Annotated in this window: 20 protein-coding genes; 11 read left to right on the top strand and 9 right to left on the bottom strand. The window is 45.7% G+C overall.

Features of this window, described 5'->3' with window-relative positions:
• Positions 1-28 precede the first annotated feature (28 nt).
• The 3 genes from EI981_RS16620 to EI981_RS16610 are packed head-to-tail and all read left to right on the top strand — an operon-like array spanning position 29 to position 3084.
• Positions 29-1324: a YwqG family protein gene (locus EI981_RS16620; protein ID WP_126999991.1), complete on the top strand. Its 1296-nt coding sequence runs from the start codon at positions 29-31 to the stop codon at positions 1322-1324.
• 59 nt (positions 1325-1383) lie between these two features.
• A complete protein-coding gene (locus tag EI981_RS16615) occupies positions 1384-2181 on the top strand; it encodes a hypothetical protein (RefSeq protein WP_126999989.1) in 798 nt (265 codons plus the stop codon).
• A 24-nt stretch (positions 2182-2205) separates the two neighbouring features.
• Positions 2206-3084 (top strand): metallophosphoesterase family protein, encoded by an 879-nt coding sequence (locus EI981_RS16610; RefSeq protein ID WP_126999987.1) that lies wholly within the window; start codon positions 2206-2208, stop codon positions 3082-3084.
• A 113-nt stretch (positions 3085-3197) separates the two neighbouring features.
• On the opposite strand, the gene EI981_RS16605 is transcribed toward EI981_RS16610, so the two are convergent.
• Positions 3198-3929 carry an MORN repeat-containing protein gene (locus tag EI981_RS16605; RefSeq protein ID WP_126999985.1) on the bottom strand — a complete coding sequence of 244 codons (732 nt, stop codon included), beginning with the start codon at positions 3927-3929 and terminating at the stop codon, positions 3198-3200.
• 444 nt (positions 3930-4373) lie between these two features.
• Between EI981_RS16605 and EI981_RS16600 the strand changes: the two genes are divergently transcribed.
• The 3 genes from EI981_RS16600 to EI981_RS16590 all read left to right on the top strand — a co-directional run bounded on the left by EI981_RS16600 (position 4374) and on the right by EI981_RS16590 (position 11571).
• The gene (locus EI981_RS16600; protein WP_126999983.1) at positions 4374-4790 is read left to right on the top strand and encodes a hypothetical protein; all 417 of its coding nucleotides are present in this window, start codon (positions 4374-4376) and stop codon (positions 4788-4790) included.
• 15 nt (positions 4791-4805) lie between these two features.
• Complete coding sequence (locus EI981_RS16595; RefSeq protein WP_126999981.1) at positions 4806-9797, top strand: DUF4132 domain-containing protein; 4992 nt, start codon at positions 4806-4808, stop codon at positions 9795-9797.
• A 568-nt stretch (positions 9798-10365) separates the two neighbouring features.
• Positions 10366-11571, top strand: coding sequence for an MFS transporter (locus tag EI981_RS16590; protein ID WP_126999979.1), 1206 nt, complete (start codon positions 10366-10368; stop codon positions 11569-11571).
• A 334-nt stretch (positions 11572-11905) separates the two neighbouring features.
• On the opposite strand, the gene EI981_RS16585 is transcribed toward EI981_RS16590, so the two are convergent.
• Positions 11906-12556, bottom strand: a complete 651-nt coding sequence (locus EI981_RS16585) for a transcriptional regulator (protein WP_126999977.1) — start codon at positions 12554-12556, stop codon at positions 11906-11908.
• A gap of 734 nt (positions 12557-13290) precedes the next feature.
• Here EI981_RS16585 and EI981_RS16580 point away from each other — a divergent pair.
• From EI981_RS16580 to EI981_RS16560, 5 genes are all read left to right on the top strand, one after another.
• Complete coding sequence (locus EI981_RS16580) at positions 13291-14625, top strand: SPFH domain-containing protein (protein ID WP_126999975.1); 1335 nt, start codon at positions 13291-13293, stop codon at positions 14623-14625.
• Positions 14625-15371 carry a hypothetical protein gene (locus EI981_RS16575; RefSeq protein WP_126999973.1) on the top strand — a complete coding sequence of 249 codons (747 nt, stop codon included), beginning with the start codon at positions 14625-14627 and terminating at the stop codon, positions 15369-15371. Before EI981_RS16580 ends, EI981_RS16575 begins: the two co-directional genes overlap by 1 nt.
• Before the next feature lie 31 nt (positions 15372-15402).
• A complete protein-coding gene (locus EI981_RS16570; RefSeq protein ID WP_126999971.1) occupies positions 15403-16029 on the top strand; it encodes a tetraspanin family protein in 627 nt (208 codons plus the stop codon).
• A 182-nt stretch (positions 16030-16211) separates the two neighbouring features.
• Positions 16212-17303, top strand: coding sequence for a glycosyltransferase family 2 protein (locus EI981_RS16565; RefSeq protein ID WP_127004773.1), 1092 nt, complete (start codon positions 16212-16214; stop codon positions 17301-17303).
• A gap of 2 nt (positions 17304-17305) precedes the next feature.
• The gene (locus tag EI981_RS16560; protein WP_126999969.1) at positions 17306-17950 is read left to right on the top strand and encodes a glycerol-3-phosphate acyltransferase; all 645 of its coding nucleotides are present in this window, start codon (positions 17306-17308) and stop codon (positions 17948-17950) included.
• A 6-nt stretch (positions 17951-17956) separates the two neighbouring features.
• Here EI981_RS16560 and EI981_RS16555 read toward each other — a convergent pair whose 3' ends face one another.
• From EI981_RS16555 to EI981_RS16525, 7 genes are all read right to left on the bottom strand, one after another.
• Positions 17957-18919 carry a serine hydrolase domain-containing protein gene (locus EI981_RS16555; RefSeq protein ID WP_126999967.1) on the bottom strand — a complete coding sequence of 321 codons (963 nt, stop codon included), beginning with the start codon at positions 18917-18919 and terminating at the stop codon, positions 17957-17959.
• Positions 18920-19043: 124 nt separating this feature from the next.
• Positions 19044-20309 (bottom strand): alkaline phosphatase, encoded by a 1266-nt coding sequence (locus EI981_RS16550; protein ID WP_126999965.1) that lies wholly within the window; start codon positions 20307-20309, stop codon positions 19044-19046.
• 147 nt (positions 20310-20456) lie between these two features.
• Entirely contained in the window at positions 20457-21494 is a 1038-nt protein-coding gene (locus EI981_RS16545; protein WP_126999963.1) for an asparaginase, read from the bottom strand.
• A 73-nt stretch (positions 21495-21567) separates the two neighbouring features.
• Positions 21568-22452: a polysaccharide deacetylase family protein gene (locus EI981_RS16540; RefSeq protein WP_162616200.1), complete on the bottom strand. Its 885-nt coding sequence runs from the start codon at positions 22450-22452 to the stop codon at positions 21568-21570.
• A 148-nt stretch (positions 22453-22600) separates the two neighbouring features.
• Positions 22601-23296, bottom strand: a complete 696-nt coding sequence (locus EI981_RS16535) for a DUF421 domain-containing protein (protein ID WP_227011467.1) — start codon at positions 23294-23296, stop codon at positions 22601-22603.
• A 120-nt stretch (positions 23297-23416) separates the two neighbouring features.
• On the bottom strand, positions 23417-23965 hold the full coding sequence (locus EI981_RS16530) for a TetR/AcrR family transcriptional regulator (RefSeq protein WP_126999958.1): 549 nt from the start codon (positions 23963-23965) through the stop codon (positions 23417-23419).
• Positions 23962-25152 (bottom strand): MFS transporter, encoded by a 1191-nt coding sequence (locus EI981_RS16525; protein ID WP_126999956.1) that lies wholly within the window; start codon positions 25150-25152, stop codon positions 23962-23964. The genes EI981_RS16530 and EI981_RS16525 overlap by 4 nt, the downstream gene beginning before the upstream one ends.
• Positions 25153-25364: the final 212 nt, after the last annotated feature.

Here is a 25364-nt window from a genome sequence, read left to right as displayed (position 1 = left end):
AAGTTATTAGGAGGAGGGCAGAGGAAGTATGACGGAAAAAGTTCCATGTCAAAGCGAAGGCTGCGCGGCTATGATTTTACCGTCAACAGCTGCTAAAACGGGAGGATACTGCATGCCCTGCTACCAGGAGCAAGAGCGGAGGAAGCGGGAAGCCTATATTCAACAGCATCGTAAAACGGTGAATCTGTATGAAGGGCTGAATGATCCGGTGGAAATTTTGAAAATCATGCACAGCCCCCTGCAATATGATCCGCTTATTAAATACACTCCATATCCACGCAGCAAAGAACAGGTTTACGCGTCGTTGTCTCCTAGTGAAGCGGAGAGCATGGCCGCTTATGCGTCTCATTTGCTGGTATCAGGAGATGAAGATACGAGCCGTGACATTCTATCCTCCCTTGTGAGCTTCCGTAACGAATCGATCGCCGGCTGCTTGCCGCTCCTCTTGGAACACGAGCTATACTATCCAGGAATTTTGTATAAAGACGCTGGACCCGATGTTCGGGACCGGCTCTTGGATCAGGTAGAATGGGATGACGAAAATAGGAATTTTATTCTGCTTGCCTTAGCCTGGATTGGGGATGAACAAGTCGTTCGCCGCTTTCAAGAATGGCGGATGAAGCCTCCGGAGTGGGCAGAGCATTTGTACGTCGTTCCAGCATTGTACGCCCGGGAAGCGGGCTGGGAGCTGTCGGATTCTGGGCAACGCCGCAACCTGGTTCAAGGGAGTAGCTATGCTGTTGAGAAAATGGAAGACCAGCGCGATTCCACAGTTCAACAGATGTTCTCTGGATTTTTAAGACATGCTGCTGCGGCTTGCTCGTGGTGCAGCGGGAAATTAACTAGACTGATCGATGTGGATACGACCCATACGGCACTGGCCAGATTGAACCTGTCCTGGGAGCGGCTGCAGGTGGATACCTGTGTGAATTGTGGATGTTATGGCGTTATTTATATGGAACTGGATGGAGACGGTGCGCCAAGCTGGAGCGCATATAACCGGAAGCCCGATTACTTGCCCGACATTGAATTAGAAGAATACAGCAGAGAGTATTTGCTGGTTGGTCCGCAACTGATGTTATCCAGCATCCCTCGTTCTGCTTACTACGCCGCGGTATGGGAGTTGGATTCCCATTCCAAATTCGGCGGATATCCGGGTTGGGTACAAGATGCCGGATACCCGAATTGTCCATGCTGTGGCCGGAGTATGCTTTTTATCGGACAGTTGGATTGGTCGGATTTGGAGGATTACGGTGAGGGGATTTATTATATGTTTATTTGTCCCAAGGACCGGATAACGGCGACAACGTACCAGCAAAGCTGAATCGGATCTCTATGCGAAATAAGGCAAATCGGCGCTAAGGAAGGAGATATTTATTATCTATGGATCGGAAAGCGAAGAAAATCCTGTTCGATACCTTCTGGCAATCTGGAGGTTGGAGAAGAGGGGGATATACCTATACAGAGGAAGATTTTCAGTATGCCAAGAGCCACGGACTCATGTTCGACCCCTTAAACCTGTCGCATGATCAATGTGTGCAAAGGCTGCGGCAGCTCCATCAAGAAGTTCTCACAAAAGATGTTATTGTTGAGGCTTTTTTGCATAGCTTGTCTACGCGAAAAGTCCATTTGCGAAGCGCTTTGTCAAGCTGGGCTCTTACCTATGATCTGCCTATGCATACTTACGCTGAGCGGCCAGCGGAACAGCGGTCGTACAGCGCTTGCGGGGATTGTAACGACCATAAACTGATGTCAAATAAGGAGTATGTTAATGAGGGTCTGAATGTTCAGAATTTCGAACGGGTGAAATGGGGAGGCATCCGCTTGAACTGGCTGGTATACTGCCTGCTGGACCTTGAATGTCTTAGCAAGGAAGATCCGTTTACTGTCAGTGATGCAGATGTGGAAATCTTAAAGCGAATGATTGAAGCCATTGATTCTTGCGAAGATAAGGATGCCGCTCGGCAGCTGGAGAAACGATGGAAAGATATTTTTCCTGCGAATAAGAATGAACGTGACGTAATCATGGAGATTTGGGGATATGCGGGCCTGCTGGAATCGAAGGATGATTACCGTAAAGAGCGCGGGCGGGGGACCGATTTTATGTCGATGGCCACCTGGAGAGGGGAAGACGGGTATTCACATGAAAAGGTAGAGTACTATTTCGGCCGCTATCTGTAACAGGACTTAGCAGGAGGCATTGCGATGAAGAAACATAGCAAGAGATCGCTGCAAATTGTAGACATCGCCCGAGAACCCTTGGAGAGAATTCCTTATATCACTGCCGCTTCCCGAGGAGCAGGCATATCCTACGAATGGCTCCCAATTTATTGGGGTGAGATGATTGGGCTGCCGGAAGAATGGGATGCGCTGGTTATCGCTTCTGATTTGCAGGGGATCGCGGGGCATAGTAGTGTAGAGGGCCAGGAAGCTAATCAAGTGGTGGAATCTGCGAGAGGCGCGCAGAAGCTGCTGGGCGAAGAACTAGCGGAGATGCTGGCGCTCTTGCTGCAAATCCATTTGCCGGACTTGGACCCGGCCAAGGTGATGGTATGCCTTTGCGGCGATTTATTTACAGATCTAGCCCGAAGGGGGGCCAGCGGCGATCCACTTCCCGTATGGCGAGCTTTCCGCAAATATTTCGGGTTCGTGACAGGCGTTACTGGGAATCATGATCTCTTGACGAAGGCGGGGATAGACGAATTATCCTCTACGGCAGGAATTCATTTTTTCTCTGATGTAGATAAGTTTACATACGGCGGGCTGACCATAGCAGGGCTAGGAGGGATCATTGGCAGGACGGACAAACCTAACCGCATCGCGGAAGCTGATTATCTGGAAACCTTGCGTCGGCTTGTCAGGCAGGGGCCTGATATTCTACTGCTTCATGAAAGCCCAAAGATCGAAGCGCATGGACTACCAGGCAACCCGGATATTTTCGAAGAGCTGGAGGGGGCTCCTGTCCCATTAGTCTGCTGTGGGCATATTCATTGGGAACAGGGGCTGGCTGAACTAGATGACGGTCCGCAGGTTCTAAATGCGGATGGTCGTGCTTATATCTTCACAGCTGCGGTGCTGGATTAGGAAGATGGCAGGATGAAAGGATTTGTAATATTGGGGGCGTGGATATCCGTATCAAATCTAATAGAAGCTGCGCTTAATTGCGCAGCTTCTATATTGGAGATCAAGTTATATTGTTAGTTCAGCGGTACTTGTTTGGACAAACGTTCGAATTCATCCATGTGAGGGTTCAGCTTCTTCTGGATCCCCTTTAAGTACTTCAATGCATCGTCTAATTTACGTTGTTCGGATTTAGTATCTGCTGGAAAGCTTGAATATAATTTATTGATCGAGCCGTTACGGTATTTAATGCTGAACAGTGTGCCTTTTTGCAGTGATTCTTTTAGTCCGGAATTTGTACCCAGGATTTCCAGCTTCTCATTTCCATTTTTATAGGTAAAGCTATAATCCGGGTCTGCCTGGGCGTGAATCACATCATAACCATTTTGAAGCACCCCGTTTTTAAATGTACCCGTTTGGATTTCATTCCATATGACCTCGCCGTCTTCCTGGATCACTTTATGAGTCAAAGTTCCCTTGCCTTCCATTTTATCCTGCTTCCAAGCCCCGTTATAGACCACTTTATGCTGATCGCCGTCCTGCGTATATTCATTGATATATTTACCGCTGCCTTCGCGCTTGCCATTCACAAAATCGCCCGAGTATTGCTTGTTGTCCCCCCAATGGATCGTACCGCGTCCGTTAGGTGCTCCGTTTGTGACTTCACCATAGTATTGGGCTTGCTTCGAAATTTGAACTAATTCTTTTGTTGCCGCTGCATGCGCTGTGGAAGAAGCGGGAATGAGCGACACAGTGGCCAAAGCTGTGCAAAGAGCTACGGACAGAGATAAGGCAATGATTTTTTTCATCGTTTGGACTTCCTTTCGAATATGTAAGATATGCAGTTCGAGAAAAGAGGGAATCACCCGCAAGTAAAGATGTAAGCGTGGCTTCCAGCAACCTTATTATTTTAACGTTTTACTACTCAAGAAAGTTTCTATGAAAATATATGATGCCATATAGTTAATTTCGATTATTTGTGACAACAGTTGCAAGAGAAGGCTAGGTAAATCCAACTAACCAACCTGGGTCCAAAGGATTGTTTAACGTTCCCGTGAATGATAGAAATTGATTACATAACTTGCCAAGCATTATACTATTTTTGAATCAGGATCACGCTTTGTTTAGCTAATTTCTGTATAGGAATAGGACGTAATGAATTTCGTGCATATGAATTTTTTCGATACATATTGTTCCAAATAGGGAATCGGATCATATGTCAGTGGAATATGTAAGTGAGGGGGGAAATGCAGATGAAACTGACCGTAACAGTGAAAAAACCGGGTAAACGCAAGGAGCTTGTGGCCCAAGAGCTTGAATTGCCTGGCATTCCACAAACCCTCCGAGAATTGATTACCGGGGTTGTGGAAGGGGGAGTTCAGGCGTTTAAGGAACGCCAGTCTGAGAAGAATGTAATTCCCTACATAACGGAGACGCAGATCGGGGAAAGCGCAGAACAGGGCAAGGTAGGCTTTGGAACGGTTTACGATGATAGGCAGGCTGATCCTGAGCAAGCGGTGAGTGCGGCATTGACTGCTTTCGCAGATGGCTTGTATCGGGTGTTTATCAATGAGACGGAAATTGAGGATTTGGATGCTCCACTAGCGACCCAGGAAGGGGATCGTATCGTATTTATGCGCTTTACGATGCTGGCGGGAGGACTATGGTGAACATGGAGGGAGATTATGAAGGCTCTGACTCAGGAAGAACAATATTGGACAGCGATCGAAGCTAGGGTCAAAGAGACCGAGGCAGGCGAGGATACGGTGGTTCGGGAATTATACAAGCTCATTCGTGAGCCTTATATTAATTCCGATAGTGATGAATATATGGCACTGTATAAGGAATTGACTAGGCTCAGTGGCAAACGGCCGGATAGCTTCTATGATCCGCTTGAGCAAACGATGCTTGCTCTGACTGACGAGAAGACGGCAGAAATGGTAAATTACATTATCCGGCATGCGGTTGAGTTTCCGTATGCGAGTGGGTATTACCGGAGACCGTTCAGAACACAGCGGCCTGAAGTCCATTTGAACATGATTCTTGGCAAAATCAAAGAACTCTTCGCTGCCGAATCTTTGCAGTTTTCGCTACGGGATTACCTGACTAAACCGGATTATACCATCGAGCGGATCTACTGGATCAATCGAGTGATTCCAGATTTGATTGCTTATGAACTCGACCATGGTGATGGCTGGGTAGAAGAGACGCTAAGAGAGATCATTTATGGCGATAACCAGACGGCTCTCCTTAAGCCTGAAATGATCAAGGGGATTCTGATCAGCCATCGCGAGGATGTATATACGATGGTTGGAGAGTTGCTTATCGCAGCACGGCTGCAGGAAGGACTTCGCCAATCGATTGCCGAGCAGATGGATGCGGGTACGCTACAGGCGAATTTGTATTTGCTGAAAGTTATTTTGGATCACGACTTGTTCCGGTTCAGCTCGATTGTGCGTGCTCTTGGTACCTGGACCGGCATGGGGCTGGAAGCAGCAAATCAACGTGTGGCAGGCCAACTGTTACTGCAGGCTTATACCGCGCTTACTGATGAGAAGCAGCGTCGAGAGTGGCTTACTTCCGCAAATGCCAATCAGGTATACATTAGCCTCTGGGCTTCCGCTGTTCATGAGGAAGAGGTACTTCCGGAACAGATCAAGTATTTGATGGAGAACGGTGAGTACTATCAGAAGGTAGTCGCTCAATATGTACTGGCGAACAGTCAGAACCAGGCCGTGAAGTTTGAAATTGCTCGGAACAACTTGAATGAGAATGATCCGGAGCTGTTGTATTGGATATTGCAGAACTATAGCTACGATTATGAATATGAATGGCATGTTGGCGGGATCGAGCAGCGTGTTCTGAAGGTCAAGCGCACGCCTGCGTTGGAAGATAAGGTAACAAGAAAGCAGGAATTTGAGCGTTTCAAAGCGATTCTCAAAGCGGTTCCAGTGAAGGAGAAATCGGGCGTATCGGCAGTGCTTGATTTTGCGGGATTCCACTATTCCTCTGATCTGGTACTGCGCAAAATGTTATATTTGACCGCTTACGATATGGACTCTGAGTGGATCGCCGAGCTGATTGATATGTCTGCGCAAATGAGTCCAGATCTGAGGGGCGATTTGATCAATTATTTCGCAGGTGATTCTAGTTCTGAGAAGCAGCGGGCTTTTATTTTCGCTTCCCTCTCCGATAAGAGCATGACCAATCGCGAGCATGCGCTACGCCAAGTGAAGAAGCTGACATTGCATGGGAACGAGCAGAAGCTGGTTGAAGACTTGCTTAAGCTTAAGACAGGATCACTACGGCAGAATGCCATCGATATCCTCCTGCATCAGCCAGGAGAATTGCTGTCCCTAAGTCTAGAACGGCTGTTGTTGGCTAAAGGTGAGTTGCAGCGTCTTGCTGGACTTGAATTATTAACAGAGCTCAAAGACGATCAGGATCGCGCGGAGCAATACGAACAGTTGAAGCCGTGGGCAGATCGCATCACGAGTCCGTCGCCTAAGGAAAGACAGCTGCTTGATAAATTGAAGCAGGACAACGGTTTTAGCGCCGAGAACGGCTTTGGTCTTTACGATCCGCAGCAGACGGAGGCTTGGCTGCTGGAGCAGCGAGATGTATCTGGGGTAGACCTGAGGCAAATTTTGATGGTCTCTACAGAACGAGCAAGCAAGTTTCTGCATGGATTGGATGAGTTGGTGCATGAATATCGTGATACCGAATACGAGGTTGAGTATTACAGTGGCCATAAAGAATCTAAGCTCATCGGAGCTGAGTTAAGGCCTATATCGTACAAGAATTGGAGGGAGGTGCTGGATCACGATCACTTCGAGACAGGAAGTGAACTGCAGCATTATCCTTTAGCTGAGAAGTGGCAGAAGTTTTATGAAGAGAGTGGAGTGAGCACACAGGAGCTAATGGGACTTCATCTCACTCTGCAAATGAAAAATCTGAAGTATGGAGTAGATTCATTCTACAGTCATTTTTCCGATGTTTTTGACTACGATCTAATGAGGAAGACCAAGCTTTTAGAGGGCGGACGGAGACAATTCCTGGAACAGCATCTGCCGCTGGAGAGCATCCTGGAAGTATTGGAAATGTTGGATGATCTGCGATATACCCAACAGGTGATGACGTTGGTGTCTGCTTGCTTTATCGACAGCAAGAGAGGCGACACGTATGAGTTGGCGGAAGCCGCTCTGATCAAAGTGATGACGAGCGATGTGAAACAGCTGGAGAAGCAGGATCAACCCGTGTGGCTAGTGGCGGCAGATCCTTTGTATTCCATTTTGCAGAGCCGTGTCCATGATGTGGAGTCATTCCGCTCTTTCTTCCGAACGGCGGTTCAATATGATCTGCGGAGAGGAGAAATGGATGAGGAGGATCGTTATTCGATTCTTGATGTAGACCAATATTTCAGAGCATTTTTGCTGGAGTTGATCGGAGAGAACGAATTGTTCAAGGAATTACTTGGCGGGGATGCACGTAGTCACATGCGTGAGCTGACCTCACCACGGGATACACTGGTGAATCGACAAGAGCAGCTGATCGAGCTGCGTGAGCGAATCGTATCTCGTCTACTTGATATTGAGCTTGCTCGCGGCGATTTGTCAACGGATGCCACTAAGTTCACGATGTCTTTCGAGCGTATTTATGGTATGGAACCATTGATCCGTATACTGACGAGCTTGCGCGGTGAGACGTTTGTTCGTGGATATATTTATGGTTACAGTAACCAGACGACGAAGAAGGAGTCGCTCAGCCATCTCCTGAAGATTTGTTATCCGCGTGATGGGGAGGATGAGGAGAAGCTAGGGCAATTGCTCCAGGGAACGGGAATCACGGAGAAGCTTCTGCTTGAAGCTGCTATGTATGCACCGCAATGGATCGAAATTGTAGCCAAGTATTTGGGCTGGGAGGGGCTTCGCAGCGCGGCTTGGTATTTCCATGCCCATATCAATGAGAGCTTCTCAGCGGAAAAGGAGACCATTGTCGCCCATTACTCACCGATTACGCCGCAGGACTTTAACGATGGAGCATTTGACGTCAATTGGTTTAATGAAGCATATCGCACCATAGGTGAAGAACGCTTCCGCCAGTTATATGATTGCGCAAAGTATATTTCCGCAGGATCCAATCACCGCCGCTCACAATTGTTTGCCGATGCCGTGCTCGGACAATTGCGTCTCGATGACATGAAGAGATCCGTCATCGATAAGCGGAATAAGGAGCATTTGCTGGCGTACAGTTTGATCCCGTTTGCATCTAATCCGGAGCAGGATTTACGCGAGAGATATAACTTTATTCAGGAATTCTTAAAGCAGAGTAGGGGATTCGGTGCACAGCGGCGTGCGAGCGAAGGTACGGCCGGGCAAATTGCACTTGGCAATCTGGCTCGTAGCGCTGGATACGCCGATGTGATTCGGCTGACTTGGGATATGGAAGCTCGCATGCTGGAGCAATTGGCCGGTCTTTTTGAGCCATACGCTTTGGATACAGATACAAATGTGCACCTGACGGTGGACGAAGAAGGTAAAGCCGAATTAGAAGTAACTAGCAAAGGGAAGTTGCTAAAATCGGTACCGGCGAGATTCAAGAAGAACGTTTATATTGAGCAGCTCAAGCAAGCTAAGACGGAGTTGACAGATCAATACCGTCGTGCAAAGCGGGAATTAGAGCGTTCTATGGCAGAGCAAAGTTATTTCCGCGCTAGTGAACTGGCGGCCTTGTCAGCGAGTCCGGTGCTACGTCCGCTAGTTGCTGCGTTAGTGTTCAAAGCGGATCAGCAGCTTGGATATTTCACGGCAACAGAGGATGGTACTTTGCGACTGGTTGAACCGTCCGGCGATGCCTGGGTGCTTGCAGACAAGGATCAGCTGACGATTGCCCATCCACTGGATCTTTACGAGAGCGGCGAATGGAGCGACTATCAACGCGATTTGTTCTCCCGTGGCATCCGGCAGCCGTTCAAGCAAGTATTCCGCGAGCTGTATCTTGTGAACGAAGATGAACGAGCAGGCAAGACTGGATCGCAGCGTTATGCCGGGCACCAGGTACAGCCAAGCAAGACGGTAGCGCTGTTGCGCGGACGCGGTTGGACAGTCAACTACGAATCGGGCCTGCAAAAGGTGCATTATCGGGAAAATATTATCGCTACGGTCTATGCGATGGCGGATTGGTTCTCGCCTGCGGATACAGAAGCTCCGACGTTGGAGGCGGTGGAGTTCCTCGACCGGAAAACGTATAAACATATTCCTATAGCTGAGGTACCACCGATCTTGTTCTCAGAAACGATGCGAGACATCGATCTTGTTGTCAGCACAGCGCATGTCGGAGGCGTGGATCCGGAGGCGAGCCTGACGACGATCGAACTGCGAAAAGTGATCGTGGAGGAGTCCTTACGTCTGCTCAAGCTGGATAAGGTGAGACTGGACGGCAATTTTGCTCACATCGAAGGCAAGCTTGGGGAATACGCTATTCATCTTGGTAGTGGCATAGCATACAAACAAGGAACCGGGGCATTGAACATTATTCCAGTGCACTCTCAGCATCGCGGACGGTTGTTCTTGCCGTTTATGGATGAGGACCCGAGAACGGCTGAAGTACTGTCCAAGGTCGTGTTGCTAGCCGAAGATAACAAAATCAAGGATCCGCAAATTTTGATGCAGTTATAAAGGGGCAGATATTGGGAGCTGGGCGCTAGTGGCTAGAGGCTAGTGGCAACACGCTCGTACCTTTGGTGGTATAATCCCGTTAACGAAACTGTGACACGCTATTTAGGCAATATTGAGGCCTTTTTAAATCTAACGAAACACCATATCGCTATTTAAGCAAAATTCGGGCTTATCCCCGCTTTTTTCAAAGAATAACGCTACCACGTTTCGTTAGATTTTTTTGAGGCCTTTTTTGGCCTGAATAATGATCTGTAGTTTCGTTAGCGAATTCATCATAGCTATTGACATCACCTATTCTATTTTGCTACTATGTAACACGAAATAATTTTCCTTTAAAACGGTCCAGAGAGGCTGAAAAGGGGTACTTGATGTTATAAGATTAATAATATCTATGTATTTACATGCCCTTTTGTCCTCTGTGACGGAAGGGCTTTTTATTATGTTTTTTATGTGACTCTTTTAAAAGAAGTCCCGTGAGGCTTCAAAAGAGAATGGAGAAGTTTGTGTAATCCATTCCCTCAAACACCTAAAAGAGGTTTTAACAACAAGAAATTGGAGGAGCGCTAAAATGGATTATCGTAAGAAAACAGTGGTAGCTTCAGTAGCTGGTTTAACGTTAGAAGGGATGGACATCATGTTTATTTCCTTTGCGATGACAATGATTATTTCAGAATTTAACATTGATCTCGCAACGGGTGGACTGATTTCATCCATCACGAATATTGGTATGCTGTTAGGTGGAATTATTTTTGGGGTTTTAGCTGATAAGTATGGGCGGGTAAAAGTGTTTACGTACACTGTCTTGTTGTTTGCCATTGGAACAGCTCTAACTGGACTCGCAACGAATATTGAACAAGTATATATTTATAGATTTATTGCAGGTCTTGGCGCAGGAGGCGAATACGGAATAGGTATGGCTCTTGTTGCTGAGGCCTGGCCAAAGAATAAGCAAGGGAGAGCTTCTTCATATGTTAGTGTAGGTGCTCAGTACGGGGTTATTTTAGCAGCATTGCTCAGTGCTGTTATTCTACCAACTTTAGGGTGGAGAGCTTTATTCTTAGTTGGTGTGTTACCTGTTATTTTCGCCTTTATTGTACGTAAGAATCTTGAGGAATCACCGGAATGGCTGGCTGCTCAAAAAAATAAAAAAGAGGACAATAAAGGGAAGTTAGCCGGGCTTTTTGCGACGCCTAGAACATCGATGACAACAATTTCATTGATTATTATGGCAACTGTGCAAATTGCCGGCTACAATGGCTTAATGATTTGGTTACCATCTATGTTGCAGAAATCTCAAGGTTTATCGGTTTCAAGCTCTGCTTTATGGACAATTAGTACAGCGGTTGGCATGATTATTGGGATGCTTGCGTTTGGCCGATTTATGGATCGATTTGGCGCAAAGCGGGCTTTTGGTATATTTTTGATTGCATCAGCATGTGCTGTGTTTTTATACTCTTACGCAACTGGAAGTATCGCCATTTTACTCGGTGGCGCGATTGTCGGCTTTTTCTCGAATGGCATGTTCGCCGGGTATGGAGCTTTAATTGGTAATTTTTATCCTGTACAAATTCGAAGTACGGCGACAAATACGATTTTTAACTTCGGTAGAGCTATAGGAGGATTTTCACCAATTTTTGTTGGCTATATTCTTCAAAGGTATGACATGACGGTCGTAATGATCTACTTGGCTGCCTTATACTGCGTTTCCTTCATTGTGATGTTAACTTTAAAAAAAGGCTCAAACCAGGATCTACAATCGGTTGAAGTAAAGTAATTGAGCATTTTGCAAGCTCTTCTGCAGCGGCTCATGAGTCACACTCAGCGGAAATGCTTGGCTGCTTGCGGGTAAGGCCGGATCGCGGCGTTATGCCACCGGACACCTCCCGCTAACGAAACTGTGACACGCTATTTAGGTAAATTTGAGGCCTCGAGAGTTCTAACGAAACACCATATCGCTATTTGGTCGAAAATGGGGAGTAATCCTGTCTTTTTCACTAAATAGCGATACCCAGTTTCGTTAGAATTTTGTGAGGCCTTTTTTTGCTTAAATAACGATATGTAGTTTCGTTAGAGAATAAGGTGAGTATTTGCCACACCTGTTGTTCGGCTCATAGGTTTCTTAGACGGTATTTGCGATATCTCTTACTTCCGGTGGCTACCTCCAAATGATTCGCAGATACCAGCTTATGTAAAATACGCCGTGCGTATTGGTCTGAAATGCTCAGGTGATTTGCAAGCTCTGCCGGACTAAAAGAATGGAACTGTCGTAGTGCAAAACGTACGGTTTCCGCTTCAAGATAATCTAGCTCGGGCGGCGCATCAACAGCCATAAACCTGCCAATGAATGATAGGATAAGCTGTTGACATCGCTGCGGCTCATCTTTAATTGAAAGGTAAGCAATCGGCAAAATGATCCAATGATCCAGTGCTAACAAGCTATGCCGCCAGCAAAGGTCCTTAAACCGTCTAACGTCAAGATCCCTAGCATGGGGGCCGTAGCCTTGAATTTCGATGGCACCTTTCATTGTTCCAGGAAGATAGGCAAGATCGATGTAACGATACCCGTTATGAAAATCGCGTACTTCCCATTCAGGATATAAGTGATCGAAATGTTGAACGGCGGGATACCAAATGGTGCGTAGAAATTCAATTGTTCCATGTCCCAGTCCTTTTACTAATAATTCACGTCTTCTTTGATTTTCTTCCTGAGCAATATTTTTCTCCAGCCATTCCTCATATATCTGCTCGAATGTTGACAATCTGCTTCACCACCGATTTGAAATTTTAATAACAAAAAAGCCGCCTCGATACATAAGTACCGAAGCGGCGTATGCTTTACGACCACATTAGGATAAGTTTAACCTCCATCCTAGAATTTGACAACTATTTAGATAGTGTCGTTGGTTGACTGCAATGCCACTAGTGCAACCGGAGCGCCGTCACTAAGAATAAGTTGCCATTGAGCTCCAAGAACCTAATTGAACAAAACTTGGCAACATTAGTCGCCACAACCCCGCTAACGAAACTGTGACACGCTATTTAGGCAAAATTGATGCCTTTTCAAATCTAACGAAACACCATATCGTTATTTGAGCGAAAATGAGGAGTAATCCTGTCTTTTTCACTAAATAGCGATACCCAGTTTCGTTAGAATTTTGTGAGGCCTTTTTTTGCTTAAATAACGATACGTAGTTTCGTTAGAGAATAGGGAGAGGCTTATGCCACACCTGTTGTTCAGCTACAGATCTAAAAGACAAAAAAACCGCCTCGATCATCAATATCGAAGCGGCATCTACCTTATGGCCAATTTACATAATTGTAACTCGCTATTATGAGTTTTGCAACTTTTGCTATGATATATCTCAATAGGGTGCGACAGATCAACTTGGCAGTGACTTTTAGATTAGTCCTTTTGTTTTATGGCAGGAGGAAATAGGTGGCATCTGGTAGAATACATATTTAAATAAATATATTGATAAGTGGGGAAAGAGAAATGGCACTAATTGATGTAATCAAGTATGATGGCTCCCCGGACGTTCTCGTATGGAAGCATCCCGAGACAGAATTAGGGACATGGACTCAACTAATTGTAAATCAATCCCAGGAGGCGATTCTGTTCAAGGATGGCAGAGCGCTTGATTTATACGGCCCTGGTCGTCATACGTTAAGTACAGCAAACATACCGATATTGAACAATATCATCAATTTGCCGTTTGGAGGAAAATCTCCGTTTTCGGCTGAAGTTTGGTATATTAACAAGGTAAGTTCGTTGGATGTGAAGTGGGGAACGTCCAGCCCGATTCAATTACAGGATCCTAAGTATAATATTATTGTTCCTGTTAGGGCTTTTGGACAGTTGGGTATTGAAATTGAGGATTCACGCAAATTCCTGACCAAATTGGTAGGAACACTACGCGGATTTACCCAGAATACGTTGGTCGAGTACTTCCGCGGCTTAATAGGAATGAACATTAACTCGCTAATTACTTCGTACCTTGTACATAAAAAGATCAGCGTGCTGGAGATCAACGCATTTACTAGTGAAATGTCAGATCATTTCAAAAGTTCTGTAGCTACTGCTATGGAAGAGTACGGGATTAATGTCTTAAACCTATACGTTCAGAGCGTGAACCTTCCAGAGTCGGATCCTTCCGTCAAGCGCTTGAGAGATGCGCTGGCACGCAAAGCGGAGATGGACATCCTCGGATACAATTATCAGCAGGAGCGTACCTTTGATACGTTAGAGGGAGCCGCCAAAAATGAAGGAAGCATGCAGGCCGGAATTATGGGGACCGGACTTGGCTTTGGAATGGGATCAGGCATTGGCGGCCCGATAGGAAGTGCGATGTCCGAGCTTGCAGGAGCTATGAATACAAAAGTGACAAACAAGCAAGCCGCCTACCGTATTTGTTCGAACTGCCAGCATGCTAACGAGGAGAATTCGGCTTTTTGCAGCAGCTGCGGCCAGCCGTTAGCGGAGAGTATACAACAAGCCGCGGCCAAGGAAACCGTCGCAACCTGCAACGTTTGCGGCTCTCCGATTCAGAAGGATTCCAAGTTTTGTCCGAACTGTGGTGATAAATATTTTGCCTGTCCAAGGTGCGGTACGGATAATCCTGAGAATAGCCTGGAATGTGTAAAATGTAAGGAGCCGTTACCTCGTCATTGTCCCAAGTGCAGCGAATTAGTGCCGGGTAGCAGTAAATTCTGCGGTAATTGTGGTACGGAAGTTGTTCTAAAATGCAATAGCTGCGGGCATGAAGTTGGTCCAAATCAAAAATTCTGTTTGGAATGCGGGGCCAGCCTGTTGGAAGGGGGCAACGATTAGTGGCAACCAATCGGTTACCTTTAGGAAAGATCGTATTATTTGGTCTATATCTGGTAGCAGTCTTTTCAACGCTAATCTCTTTTTTGGCACTATATACGGGCTTTGTGATGACGATTTCCTTCTGGATTTCGCTGATCTCTGTTCTATTGGCGGAAACCGTCCTGTGGCGTTATGCGGATTATTGGTTCGGTAATGTCGATACCATTAAAAGAATGATTCCCGGATATCTGGCTCTTGGTACCGTTATTGTTGCTTATTTCGTGGCAGTACTTATTTTTTCCTTTTTTACCGGATTCGCTGATCTAGCTCTACGTTGGTTCATCCTCTTGCATGTGTTGACCTTTGCCATGGCGGTTATTCTTGGCGGGCTACTTATCTTGTTCCTAAGATCAGCTATCGATCGCGAAGAGGAGACGAGCACAGGCGTTATCAACTTGCATGCTATTGAAATGGCGTTAAAGGAATTACACGAAAAAATTCGTTCCGTAGATAGCCCGTACAGTCATGAGATTGAGTCCGTTATGACCAAACTGATCGACAAGGTTCATTACAGCGATCCGGTTACACCACAGTCACTTACATACATGGATCAATCATTGTATCATCAGATTCATTCACTGATAGAGCAGGTAACGCTGATGTTTTCTGGCGACCAAGAGTTATCATTTGAGGTTATTCTGCAAAGCTTAAATGAATTCTCTAGTACACTTGCCAGACGTAACAGCCAGCTACTCATATCGAAATAGTCTTTAATGTTCAGGTTTAGGAGGTTAGGAAGTGAAGAAATTATCCGGTGTCTTGCTTATGATTTTATCAATAGGTTTGCTGCTTATTGGAATCGTCGGTTTTTTTGGAGGTTTGGCCGCTTCTGAAGTGGCGATTAGCATATTTGCTCTTATTCTATTAATTGTACCAGGCATTCTGTTGTTGATTATGAGTATCAGGATGGTTGATGCCAAGAAGCAGCTCCCGATTAATATGGCAGGCTATCCTCAAGGTAGGTCAGCAAATCCTGGTAATTATAATGGAATACCGAATGGTGGACCGTATGGAATCCCTAATTCAAACCAACCGGGCCCCTCTGCGAAGGGAACAGTTAATAGAGGTTTTGACCCGCTCGATGCCAGGTCGGTCAATGATTATGTACAGGAGCAGATCAAACAGGCAGGCAATCAGGGGGTTAGAACCGTTACCACCAGTTATGTATATACTTCATCGTCGGAGAATGACAATGCAGTTAATGCTTTTCCGGGAGATGCTTCTTCAGTAGCAGGTGGGGCTCCTAAAGTACCTGTATCCGTCGAGTGTCCGGGATGCGGAGCCGTAGCTACAGTTCCACCGGATCGGTCGGTAAAGTGCGATTTCTGCGGTGCTGTAGTACCCTATAAAGAGGCAACGACTTAGTTTTTAATATGATTGTAGACGATAAGCCATGAAGCAGCTCACTATATTTTACAGGTGGGGGGTTCGTGGCTTATTTGCTGTATAGATACTTCTAGCATCGATAACTGTTATGTCGCGTATACATAAATAATCTTGTTCAAGCAGTAAGTAGTTCCTTTCTGATTGGGGGGATCGATTTGGTGATAGCAGTTTGTGTTGTTGCCGTCTTGGGGTGTATTTCAGGGTTTGTGCTGTTTCGAAAAAACACAGTACCGGAAAGTACAGAAACCTATATACGAGATGAACGGATTTCCGTCATTATCCCGGCCAGAAATGAGGAAGCGAACTTGCCGCATATTCTCAGCTCCTTACTGCAACAGAGCTATCAACCGGATGAGATTATTGTTGTGGATGATGGTTCGGAGGACCGAACTCGAGAACTTGCAGTTAGTTTCGGCGTGAAGGTGGTCGATAATCCGGAGCTGCCTGTGGGGTGGACGGGGAAGACCTGGGCCGTATGGAACGGCTTCCTGCATAGTTCCGGTGAATTGATTGTTTTTCTGGATGCGGATGTCCGGCTGGTTCCCCAGGCGCTTGAGAAGCTGCTTGGAATACGCCGCAAATTTGGCGGAGTTATCTCCGTCATTCCGTATCACTATACGGAGAAATTCTACGAACGACTAGCAATGATCACGAATGTTCTCGGCGTGTTCGCCTTCACCTCACCTTTTGAACGCAAAAGTAAACAAACAGGGCTATACGGTTCCTGTATCATTACGACCAGAGTGGACTATGAAGAGGTTCAGGGACATGATGGAATCAAGTCGGAGATTTTAGACGATCTTAATTTAGGGGCAAGGTATCGGGCAGCAGGAATTCCGGTGACCAATTTCCTGGGGCATGACCTTGTCTCCTCCAGAATGTATCCGGGCGGGATCAAAAGTGAGTTACAGGGTTTTGGAAAAGGGGCTGTTCTCAGCACCGCCAATTTGGCTGCACCAACCACCGTATTGGTTGCGTTATGGCTCGTTGGGCTCATCGTATCAGAGAGCTTCTTATTTCTCTGGGGTAACGAATCGTGGTTTTTTGCTGCACTGGCCGGATATATAATATATACGCTTCAAATTTTTTACTTTATTCAGTACGTAGGGAAGTTCGGTAAGCTTATGCCGCTGGTTCATATTTTATCAACATTGTTCTTTCTGATTGTGCTCCTGTATTCCGCCTATCAGGTCGTATTTATTGGTGCTGTGTCGTGGAAAGGAAGGGCAATCCAGGTGAGGGGCAGGTCCTAGCAATGATCATCTTGTTGACCGTTACGGCATTTCTGTCCGGCTCGCTGATGTTCTCTTATTGGCTAGGGAGGGTAGCCAGCAAAGATATACGAAGAGAAGGGGACGGCAATCCGGGTGCCTTCAATTTATGGCAAGCGGCGGGTTATAGACTCGGGATGTTGGGCATTGTGCTCGATTTTGCCAAAGGGTATATTCCGTTACTCTTGATGCTGCAGTCCGGGTTCATTCAAGGCTATGAACCGGTCTATGTCGCTCCTGCTTTTATTTTGGGGCATGTATTCTCACCATTTATGAAATTCAAGGGTGGCAAAGCGATAGCCGTGACCTTTGGGGTGTGGAGTGCACTGACCAGGTTTGAGGGAGCTCTGGCTTATGCACTCGTATTGGCTTTAATGAAGCTCTGCTTTAGATGGCTACCGAGCCGCAGAACAGATCCAAGGGACGCAGATGGTTTCCAGGTGGTTGCTGGATTTCTTATATTACCGATCTATATTGGGCTAATCCATTTCTCAATGCCCTTGTTATATATCTGGGTGATTAACTTTGGTATTTTACTCTATACGAACCGGAAAGCCTGGATATCCTTTCTCAAGAGCAACTCCTATCATCGAACTACGCGTAATCAGGGGCACAAGGGTGATCAGTAGGAATTGTTATTCGATGAACAACGGTAAGATATATTCACGAAAAATATCCGGCTGTTCTTTTTCCTTGCGATTATCATGCGTCTGCACAACCACTGTCTCAAGGCTGGGAATGATATGGATGAATTGCCCGCCGAAGCCGCGTGCATAGAAGTAATCGATCGAAGACAATGAATCCACCCACCAGTGCCAGCCATAAAATCCACGACGCGGCGCTTCGGCGGAAAGAGCAGGCTTGACGGATCGGGCGATAAGCTCCGACGAGATGATCTGCTGATTCTCCCAGATTCCCTGCTGCAAATAGAGTTGACCGAACTTTAACATATCAGCAGGTCGAAGCCATAATCCGAAGCCGCCGGTGTGGAAGCCCTGCGGGTCGGTCTCCCATTTATAGGACTCAATCCCAAGCGGACCGAATAGATGCTTATCAGCAAATTCGGCAACGGACAAGCCGGTCGCTTGTACTAGAATAGCGGACAGTAGATGTGAGACTCCGGAATTATACTCCATTCTTGCCCCAGGCAGATCAGAGAGAGATTGATTCAGCACGAAATCGATCCAATCCGGCGTCCTGGTCATTTTCGGAAAAGAATTTTGCCCGCCAAACTCTGTCCAATCAAATCCGGCAGACATCGTTAATAGATGATCGATCGTGATATCGAGCTTACGAGCATCCGATATTTTGCCGGCGGCGGATTGCTCGTCCGTCTGGATGCCGTCATACTTCGCCTTGACGACAAGCTCCGGGAAGTATTTCGAGATTGCAGTTTCTGGAGGAGGAACAGCCCCTTGGTCCATGGCGATGCAGACTAGAGCGGATAGAATGCTCTTGGTGCAGGAATTGATCTTGGCGATTTGGACCGGGGTGTTCGTGTCTTTGTAATATTCGAATATAAGCTGCCCCTGCTTACTAATCAGACAGCTTCTTAGCTTCAGTTCTGCAAGGGAGGCTGGCAGTGATGTGAGTTTCATGGCGTGTTCATCCTTTGGATAATATGTATGTACATATAACATTATGGCCTAAATAAACATAAAAAACAGCCCTTAGCGTCATTCAAGTGACGAAAGGGCTGTTTGTCATAGGGTCTAATAAAAGTTATTTCTTCACTTTCAGTCCGAGAGCCTGCATCAGCTTGCTGAATACTTCTGTATTCTCGTAGATCCCAGAGAATAGTTCGGCATTTTTACCTGTTGCCGTTAATGGAATATCTACAGCCGTATGTCCGGATGTCGTCCAGTCCACAACGAAGTTATGCTTCGATTTAGCGATAGCGAACGGTCCGTCCTCTTGAGAAATGCCATCTCCTGATTCGTCTTCATTGTCCACCGCTTCGATCGAGAAGCCGCCAGTCTCATGGTCGGCCAGCACTAATACGAGCGTATCTGGATTTTTCTTAGCGAAATCTTTAGCGACCTTAACGGCTTTATCTAGCTCTTGGCCAGATTTAATCGTCATTTTTGCATTATTTGCGTGGGCAAATTCATCCGTGCCTTCCTCTTCGACCATCAGGAAGAATCCCTTCTTGTTGGTGGAGAGTGTATCGAGCGCTTTCTTCGTCATATCAGGCAGGGAGACGACCGGATTGTAAATATCGCCTTCGCCTTCCGGATTTTGCTGGAACATTTCCTCATTGGCGAACAAGCCGAGCAGCTTACCGCTCTTCGCTTTTTGCAGTTCCTCTTTGCTAGAAACATAAGTATAACCTAATTGCTTAGCTTTATTAACAAGGTTGCCTTGAGTTCCCTTGCTCTTCTCAGAAGGATCTTCAGCAGGCTCATCCTCGAACTTACCTGGATCTCCGGCAGGGTACCAGAAGTCCTCGCCGCCACCGAGGATGACGTCGATCTTGCTCTCGGTTATGAACTGCAGTGCGATATCGCTCTGCTTGGAGCGGTCCTCCACATGTGCGCCAAAGGCAGCGCCTGTTGCGTCCGTCACTTGACTGGTTGTCACGACGCCAGTAGATTTACCGGATTCTTTGGCATATTCCATAATCGTCTTGACTTTCTTCTTGTCCGCATTCATGCCGATCGCGCCATTGTATGTCTTAACGCCGCTAGCATAGGCGGTTGCGGCTGCAGCAGAATCTGTTACCGGAACGGTGGAGCTCGTATGAACCAGACCAGTATAAGGCATATCATCCATTGCCAGCTTACCCTCAAGGCCAACGGTTGCTAGTCGGATAGCATTGCGCTGCGCCGTGCCCATTCCATCTCCAACGAATAGAATTACATTCTTCGTAAGCGGGGATGCGGCATCTGCATGACTTGCGATTTGCGTGGAGATCGCACCGGAGACGAGAATAGCTGCAGCGGCAGTCGCTACAATGGTTTGTTTCAATTTGGTCTTACGTGGCTTCATATTTTCCCTCCTAAGTTATGTTCTACAAGTTAATAGTAGGAGACTTACGTTAAGAGAGTGTTTTCGCAATTAACAGTTTATGTAAATGAATAAAGACAGCCTGACGAATCAGGGCTGTCTTTGTACATTTTGTTGATGATATCCCAATTAATATTCATCAAACATGGCTGCAATTTCGTGATACTCTGTCGTCTGTGTCAACGCAAGAGAGAGAAGGATCCGGGCTTTCTGTGGGACAAGACTATTGCAAGGAATGGAATTGGCTGACAAGTCAATATAAGCATCCTTGAGTGTAATGCCACTTGAAATGCGCGAGCAGCGTACTACCGGAATATTGTTGTTCTTGAGTGCCCGAACCCGGTCGATCCACGGTTTGCTATAAATGCCTCCGCCAGCGCCAGCGATGACGATCCCTTTGGAGATTGTAGCCAGATAATCTAGAATCCCGGGGTCAGCATCGACATGGAAATAAGCGACAGAGACTGTTGGCAGTTCAGATATTTGCGAAATATCAAATTGGGCATCCGTTGTATGCTTCTTCAGTGAGCGGGTATAGAAGAAAGCTTGATGGTCCCGCATATAACCAAGGCAGCCGAAGTCCCGTTCGTCAAAGGCATTGGCCTTGAAGGTGTTCACCTTTTGCACATCTCTGCCACTGTAGATCCCTTCTGCAAATACGACCATTACGCCTTGCCCGATCGCCTCTGGATTCGCAGCCAGTGCAATGGACTGGAACAGGTTCAGCGGGCCGTCTGCGCTAATTGCCGTAGCCGGGCGCATGGAACCGGTAATAATGACAGGTTTGTCAGTCTTGACGACAAGGTTCAGGAAATAGGATGTCTCATCAAGCGTATCTGTCCCGTGAGTGATGACAAAGCCGTGAACATCTTCTCTTTGGGCCAGATCATTGATGATGGTGGCCAAGGTCAACCAGTGTGAGCCAGTAATGTCAGCGCTGCACAGATTGCTAATCTGTAAGCCGCTGCAATTCGCGATCTCATTCAAATGCGGCACACTATCCAGAAGATGTTCTATAGGTAGTGAACCTGGCTCGTAGTTCAATGTTTTATGCGCTTCTCCACTGCCGGCAATCGTCCCGCCGGTAGCTAGAACGACAACATTTTTTAGCTTAGGATTATAAGAGGGCAAAGCTTCAAACTTTACGGAATAATCAGGTATTATCATGTACGAGTTCCTTTCCAGTTGCGATCTATTCAGTGCTGCTTAGTCAGAAAATTAACGTATATTTGCCAATAAGTCAATACGGCGACTTCTTGGATTGTTGCAGGGAGCGTAAATATTCCCATGATATTAGTTTTATGTGATTATTTTGAAGCGTGTGCTTGATTAACGGATCATTGAATAGCAGAAATTCAAGCCCCCTTTTTTCGAAGTGCGGGGTAAGAGATTGAAGCTCTCTCGTCACCTTAGCTGGGTGGGCGACAATTTGTGTAATACCTGGTTTGCAGCATTCAATCTGCTGAATCAGCCTGTCTCTCATCTGATCGTAATTCTCTCCGGGTTCAAGATGATAGGGGAGCGATATCAGATCATCAATTAACTTGATTCCACGACGCTTAGCAGAAACAATTCTTTGTTCAAAAAGACTTTTTTGGCTTCTACTAAAGAAAGACTGATCTATAATCCGTAAAGGTAAATTAAAGGGTAATTCATACTTCTCGCATAAATCGAATACGATTTCAAGAAAATCGCGGCCGGTCGCTAGACCCATCACTGAGCCGGCATGGCTATCCAAATGCGTAACATCGATTCCATGCGAGAGCGCCCATATTATTTGCGCTTCCAATTCCGCTTTTACCTGAGAGGGATCTGCATTCATCTCAACAAATGTAAGGTCTTTAGGAAAGAAGCCTTCATCAGTAACCAGACTACCCAGATCATACTCCTGAAATACAGGTTTCAATGAATAGTTCTCTGTACTTGTTAGCGTCAAATGTATTCCGACTTTGATCTTATGATTCATGGAACATAATTTAGGTACCTCTATTGCTGCGGTACACGGTACCATGAGCGAAGAGGATGTGATCGAATCGTTCTCGAACAATTCTACTATGGCTTGATTTGCACTATGTGTTATTCCAAAGTCGTCTGCGTTGATAATAATAGCTCGATCATTAGGCATAAGCCTTGGATGTCCCACTATTGTTACACCTCCATACACAAAATAAAGGGACGTTGTCTACGAATTATCGTAAACGACGTCCCTAAAATGTAATATTGAACTTGATACACGCATTATACACTGGAAATGGCGAAAGTAAAGAGGATTCTTAATATTTATCAATAAATAGGGATCCATCACTCTGCACTTCAGCATAGAATACTTCATCGGCAGAATGGATTCCTTTTTTCTGTAACTCTTGATGCAGCCAAGTTTCATCCAGGTTTAATTCCTTTAAGTTCTTTTTGACTATTTTCCCATCCGAAATGATCTCGGACGGTAAATAAGTGAAAATGGGAGTAGGAATATGTAAGTCTCCTTTAGTGGCGGGTTGTTTGAATTCCTTTCTAAGCACGCTTATTTTCCCATCGGGTTCCAGGATTGCATAGTGAACGTCCTGTATACTGAATATATCCTTTTCCCGCAGCATCATACATAAATCATCCAAGTTTAAACGGGTCGATTTTAATGTTTCCCTCATAATCTTCCCTTGTTTAATAATAATCTTGGGTTGCCCATCCATCATAATTCGGGCTTTACTTGATTTTAAGCTTAGATAGCTTATCAGAATCGCCAGGATTGCCCACCATATTAAGCTTATTATGCCGTTAAAAAAAGGAGTATCTCTTCTAACGACAATTTCCGCTGCTATAGAGCCGATCGTAATCCCGGTAACATAATCGAAAAAGGTAAGGTGTCCGAGCTGTTTTTCGCCTAGGAGCCTGGCAAGTGTGAGAAGGGCGAAGAAAGTGATAGTCGTCCTTAAAATCATTTCCCAAAAATTGAATTGTATAAATCCGTTCACATCATCCACATCCTTTTTGCAGGAATTTCTATGGTTTAGTATGATTGGATGGATGTTTATTATACGTTAGCTATTCTGCTGAAGGTAGTATGATGCGTCGCGACCGATGAACTGTCAGCGCTATTTCATAACTCCTTGAATCACAATCTTCAATGCTTCATCGATGGCTTCGGACGTTGTCAACTTGTTCTCCAGTAGAAAATCGTAGTCGATAAAGATATCGCTGATTTCCTCCAGCATTTTGGATAAAACCCCGAAATGAACCTCCGACTTGAGGATGCCATCCGCCTGAGCTTGCTCCAGCAATTTTTGTATAGAGCGTGTCTTGAAGTGCTTTAATTCCTCGATTCTGGACCATTCTTCAGGATAAAACTGTTTAGCTTCAGTTAAGAGGGCGAGGGGAATTCTGTATGTGTGGTTGGAATAAATGATCGAATGGATTTTATCCCAAAAGTTCAGGTCGCTGTTGAGTGCGCTAATCACGCTGTTTCGATCGCTGTCCAGTGTTGTAATAAAGAACTCCCGGATAATTTCATCTTTACTGTGAAAGTGTTGATAAATTGTTTTTTTGCTGATTTTTAAGTCCTTTGCAATTTCATCGATCGTGAACTTCCTAAGTCCATATTTTTCAATGAGTCCAGCAGCGACACTAACGATATTCTTCTTCATATACGAATCCTCCTAGTACGATGTTCTCTCGGAATTCCTCCGAAAGCAATCAAAATAATCCCTGCCATTCCTATGACAATCATCGTTAGCCAGGTTAGGCTCTCTGAAATTCCCCACAGAAATCCGGTGATCAGGGCACCGATAAAATTACCTATGAATTGGAAAGAATTAAAAATTCCATTCGCTGTCCCCCGATAACTGTCCTCTGCGATGTTGTTCACATTGGCCGCCACAAGGGTGGTCAGGGAAATGTACGCACACATAAATAAAGTTGTACCAGCAAGCAAGGAAACGAATGACGTCTTATTAAAATAAAAAATAATGCTCACGGCTGAAATCACGAAGGAAGCAATCAGAACATAATAATTGTTGTTAATACTCTTCTCAGCCCAAGTGACTGCGGCTTTCATAAATATTACAGCTGCAATAATAGCTGGTACGAAAATTTTCCACATTCCGGTTTCTCCTGTTATTTTACTCAAATCGAGAGGCAGTGCATAGAATACGGAGACCATCATGAAGTTGTTGAGGAAGGCTGCCAGATTCAGTGTTACAAAAGTCCTGTTTTGAAGCAAGAGCCGAAAAGTTCCTTTCGGAGCAGCTTGTGCCTTAGTCTGCTGCTTGCTGTCCTTCAAGAAAAACAATATATAGAGTAAGTTCAGGGTAAGCAGTATGGCACAGGTCATAAACATCCATCTTACGGACATGATCTCGCGCAGTAATGGACCGACCGCGAAGGCGAGAGCCGCTGCAACGGAAATAAAGGCTCCAAGAATACTCATCGCTTTCGTTCTATCTTTTTCGTTCACCATGCCAATACTCCAAGAATAGGCAACCCCAATGATAGCACCGCTGCCCTGTAATGCACGTGAAACGATCAACAGAGCTATACTGTTAGAGAAAAAAGCGAGGACAAGCCCAATGACGACAAGCACCAGCCCAATCAGGATCATTCGCTTGTTCCCGTATTTATCGCTAAGTACTCCATAGGGAATTTGAAATATAGCTTGTGTTAGTCCGAAGATTCCGACGGCAAGTCCGGCCAATAAAGGTGTGTATCCAACAAGATCTTTACAGTACGTAGAAATAAAAGGCATTACGATAGTCATGGACATTTGCCGAAGAGCTAATGCAAGACTGAGCATAACAACCGGCAGCATAGCAGAGACTGACTTGACGTTTTTCATGTTCAACCCTCCAGGGAAATGCGGAAACTTTTTTAGTATAATAAGTTTCCGAAACAAATTTTACATCTTTAATTAAGGGCAGTCAAGACTCCGTTGAAACCTATGGTAATTTGAAAAATAGAATACAAAGAAAATGAGGTGGATTTCCGTCTTTAATTTTCTCAATTTTGGTAGAAAATATAAAAAATAAGTTGAAATAACATTGGAGATAC

The sequence above is a fragment of the Paenibacillus lutimineralis genome (assembly GCF_003991425.1).
GTDB classification, from domain to species: domain Bacteria; phylum Bacillota; class Bacilli; order Paenibacillales; family Paenibacillaceae; genus Fontibacillus; species Fontibacillus lutimineralis.
This window is presented reverse-complemented; position numbering and strand designations above follow the sequence as displayed.

What these genes read in the sequence shown, in the direction of transcription:
- EI981_RS16620 (WP_126999991.1), top strand. Translation starts at nt 29, where the DNA reads ATGACGGAAAAAGTTCCATGTCAAAGCGAAGGCTGCGCGGCTATGATT.
- EI981_RS16615 (WP_126999989.1), top strand. Translation starts at nt 1,384, where the DNA reads ATGGATCGGAAAGCGAAGAAAATCCTGTTCGATACCTTCTGGCAATCT.
- EI981_RS16610 (WP_126999987.1), top strand. Translation starts at nt 2,206, where the DNA reads ATGAAGAAACATAGCAAGAGATCGCTGCAAATTGTAGACATCGCCCGA.
- EI981_RS16605 (WP_126999985.1), bottom strand. Translation starts at nt 3,929, where the DNA reads ATGAAAAAAATCATTGCCTTATCTCTGTCCGTAGCTCTTTGCACAGCT.
- EI981_RS16600 (WP_126999983.1), top strand. Translation starts at nt 4,374, where the DNA reads ATGAAACTGACCGTAACAGTGAAAAAACCGGGTAAACGCAAGGAGCTT.
- EI981_RS16595 (WP_126999981.1), top strand. Translation starts at nt 4,806, where the DNA reads ATGAAGGCTCTGACTCAGGAAGAACAATATTGGACAGCGATCGAAGCT.
- EI981_RS16590 (WP_126999979.1), top strand. Translation starts at nt 10,366, where the DNA reads ATGGATTATCGTAAGAAAACAGTGGTAGCTTCAGTAGCTGGTTTAACG.
- EI981_RS16580 (WP_126999975.1), top strand. Translation starts at nt 13,291, where the DNA reads ATGGCACTAATTGATGTAATCAAGTATGATGGCTCCCCGGACGTTCTC.
- EI981_RS16560 (WP_126999969.1), top strand. Translation starts at nt 17,306, where the DNA reads ATGATCATCTTGTTGACCGTTACGGCATTTCTGTCCGGCTCGCTGATG.
- EI981_RS16555 (WP_126999967.1), bottom strand. Translation starts at nt 18,919, where the DNA reads ATGAAACTCACATCACTGCCAGCCTCCCTTGCAGAACTGAAGCTAAGA.
- EI981_RS16550 (WP_126999965.1), bottom strand. Translation starts at nt 20,309, where the DNA reads ATGAAGCCACGTAAGACCAAATTGAAACAAACCATTGTAGCGACTGCC.
- EI981_RS16545 (WP_126999963.1), bottom strand. Translation starts at nt 21,494, where the DNA reads ATGATAATACCTGATTATTCCGTAAAGTTTGAAGCTTTGCCCTCTTAT.
- EI981_RS16540 (WP_162616200.1), bottom strand. Translation starts at nt 22,452, where the DNA reads ATGCCTAATGATCGAGCTATTATTATCAACGCAGACGACTTTGGAATA.
- EI981_RS16530 (WP_126999958.1), bottom strand. Translation starts at nt 23,965, where the DNA reads ATGAAGAAGAATATCGTTAGTGTCGCTGCTGGACTCATTGAAAAATAT.
- EI981_RS16525 (WP_126999956.1), bottom strand. Translation starts at nt 25,152, where the DNA reads ATGAAAAACGTCAAGTCAGTCTCTGCTATGCTGCCGGTTGTTATGCTC.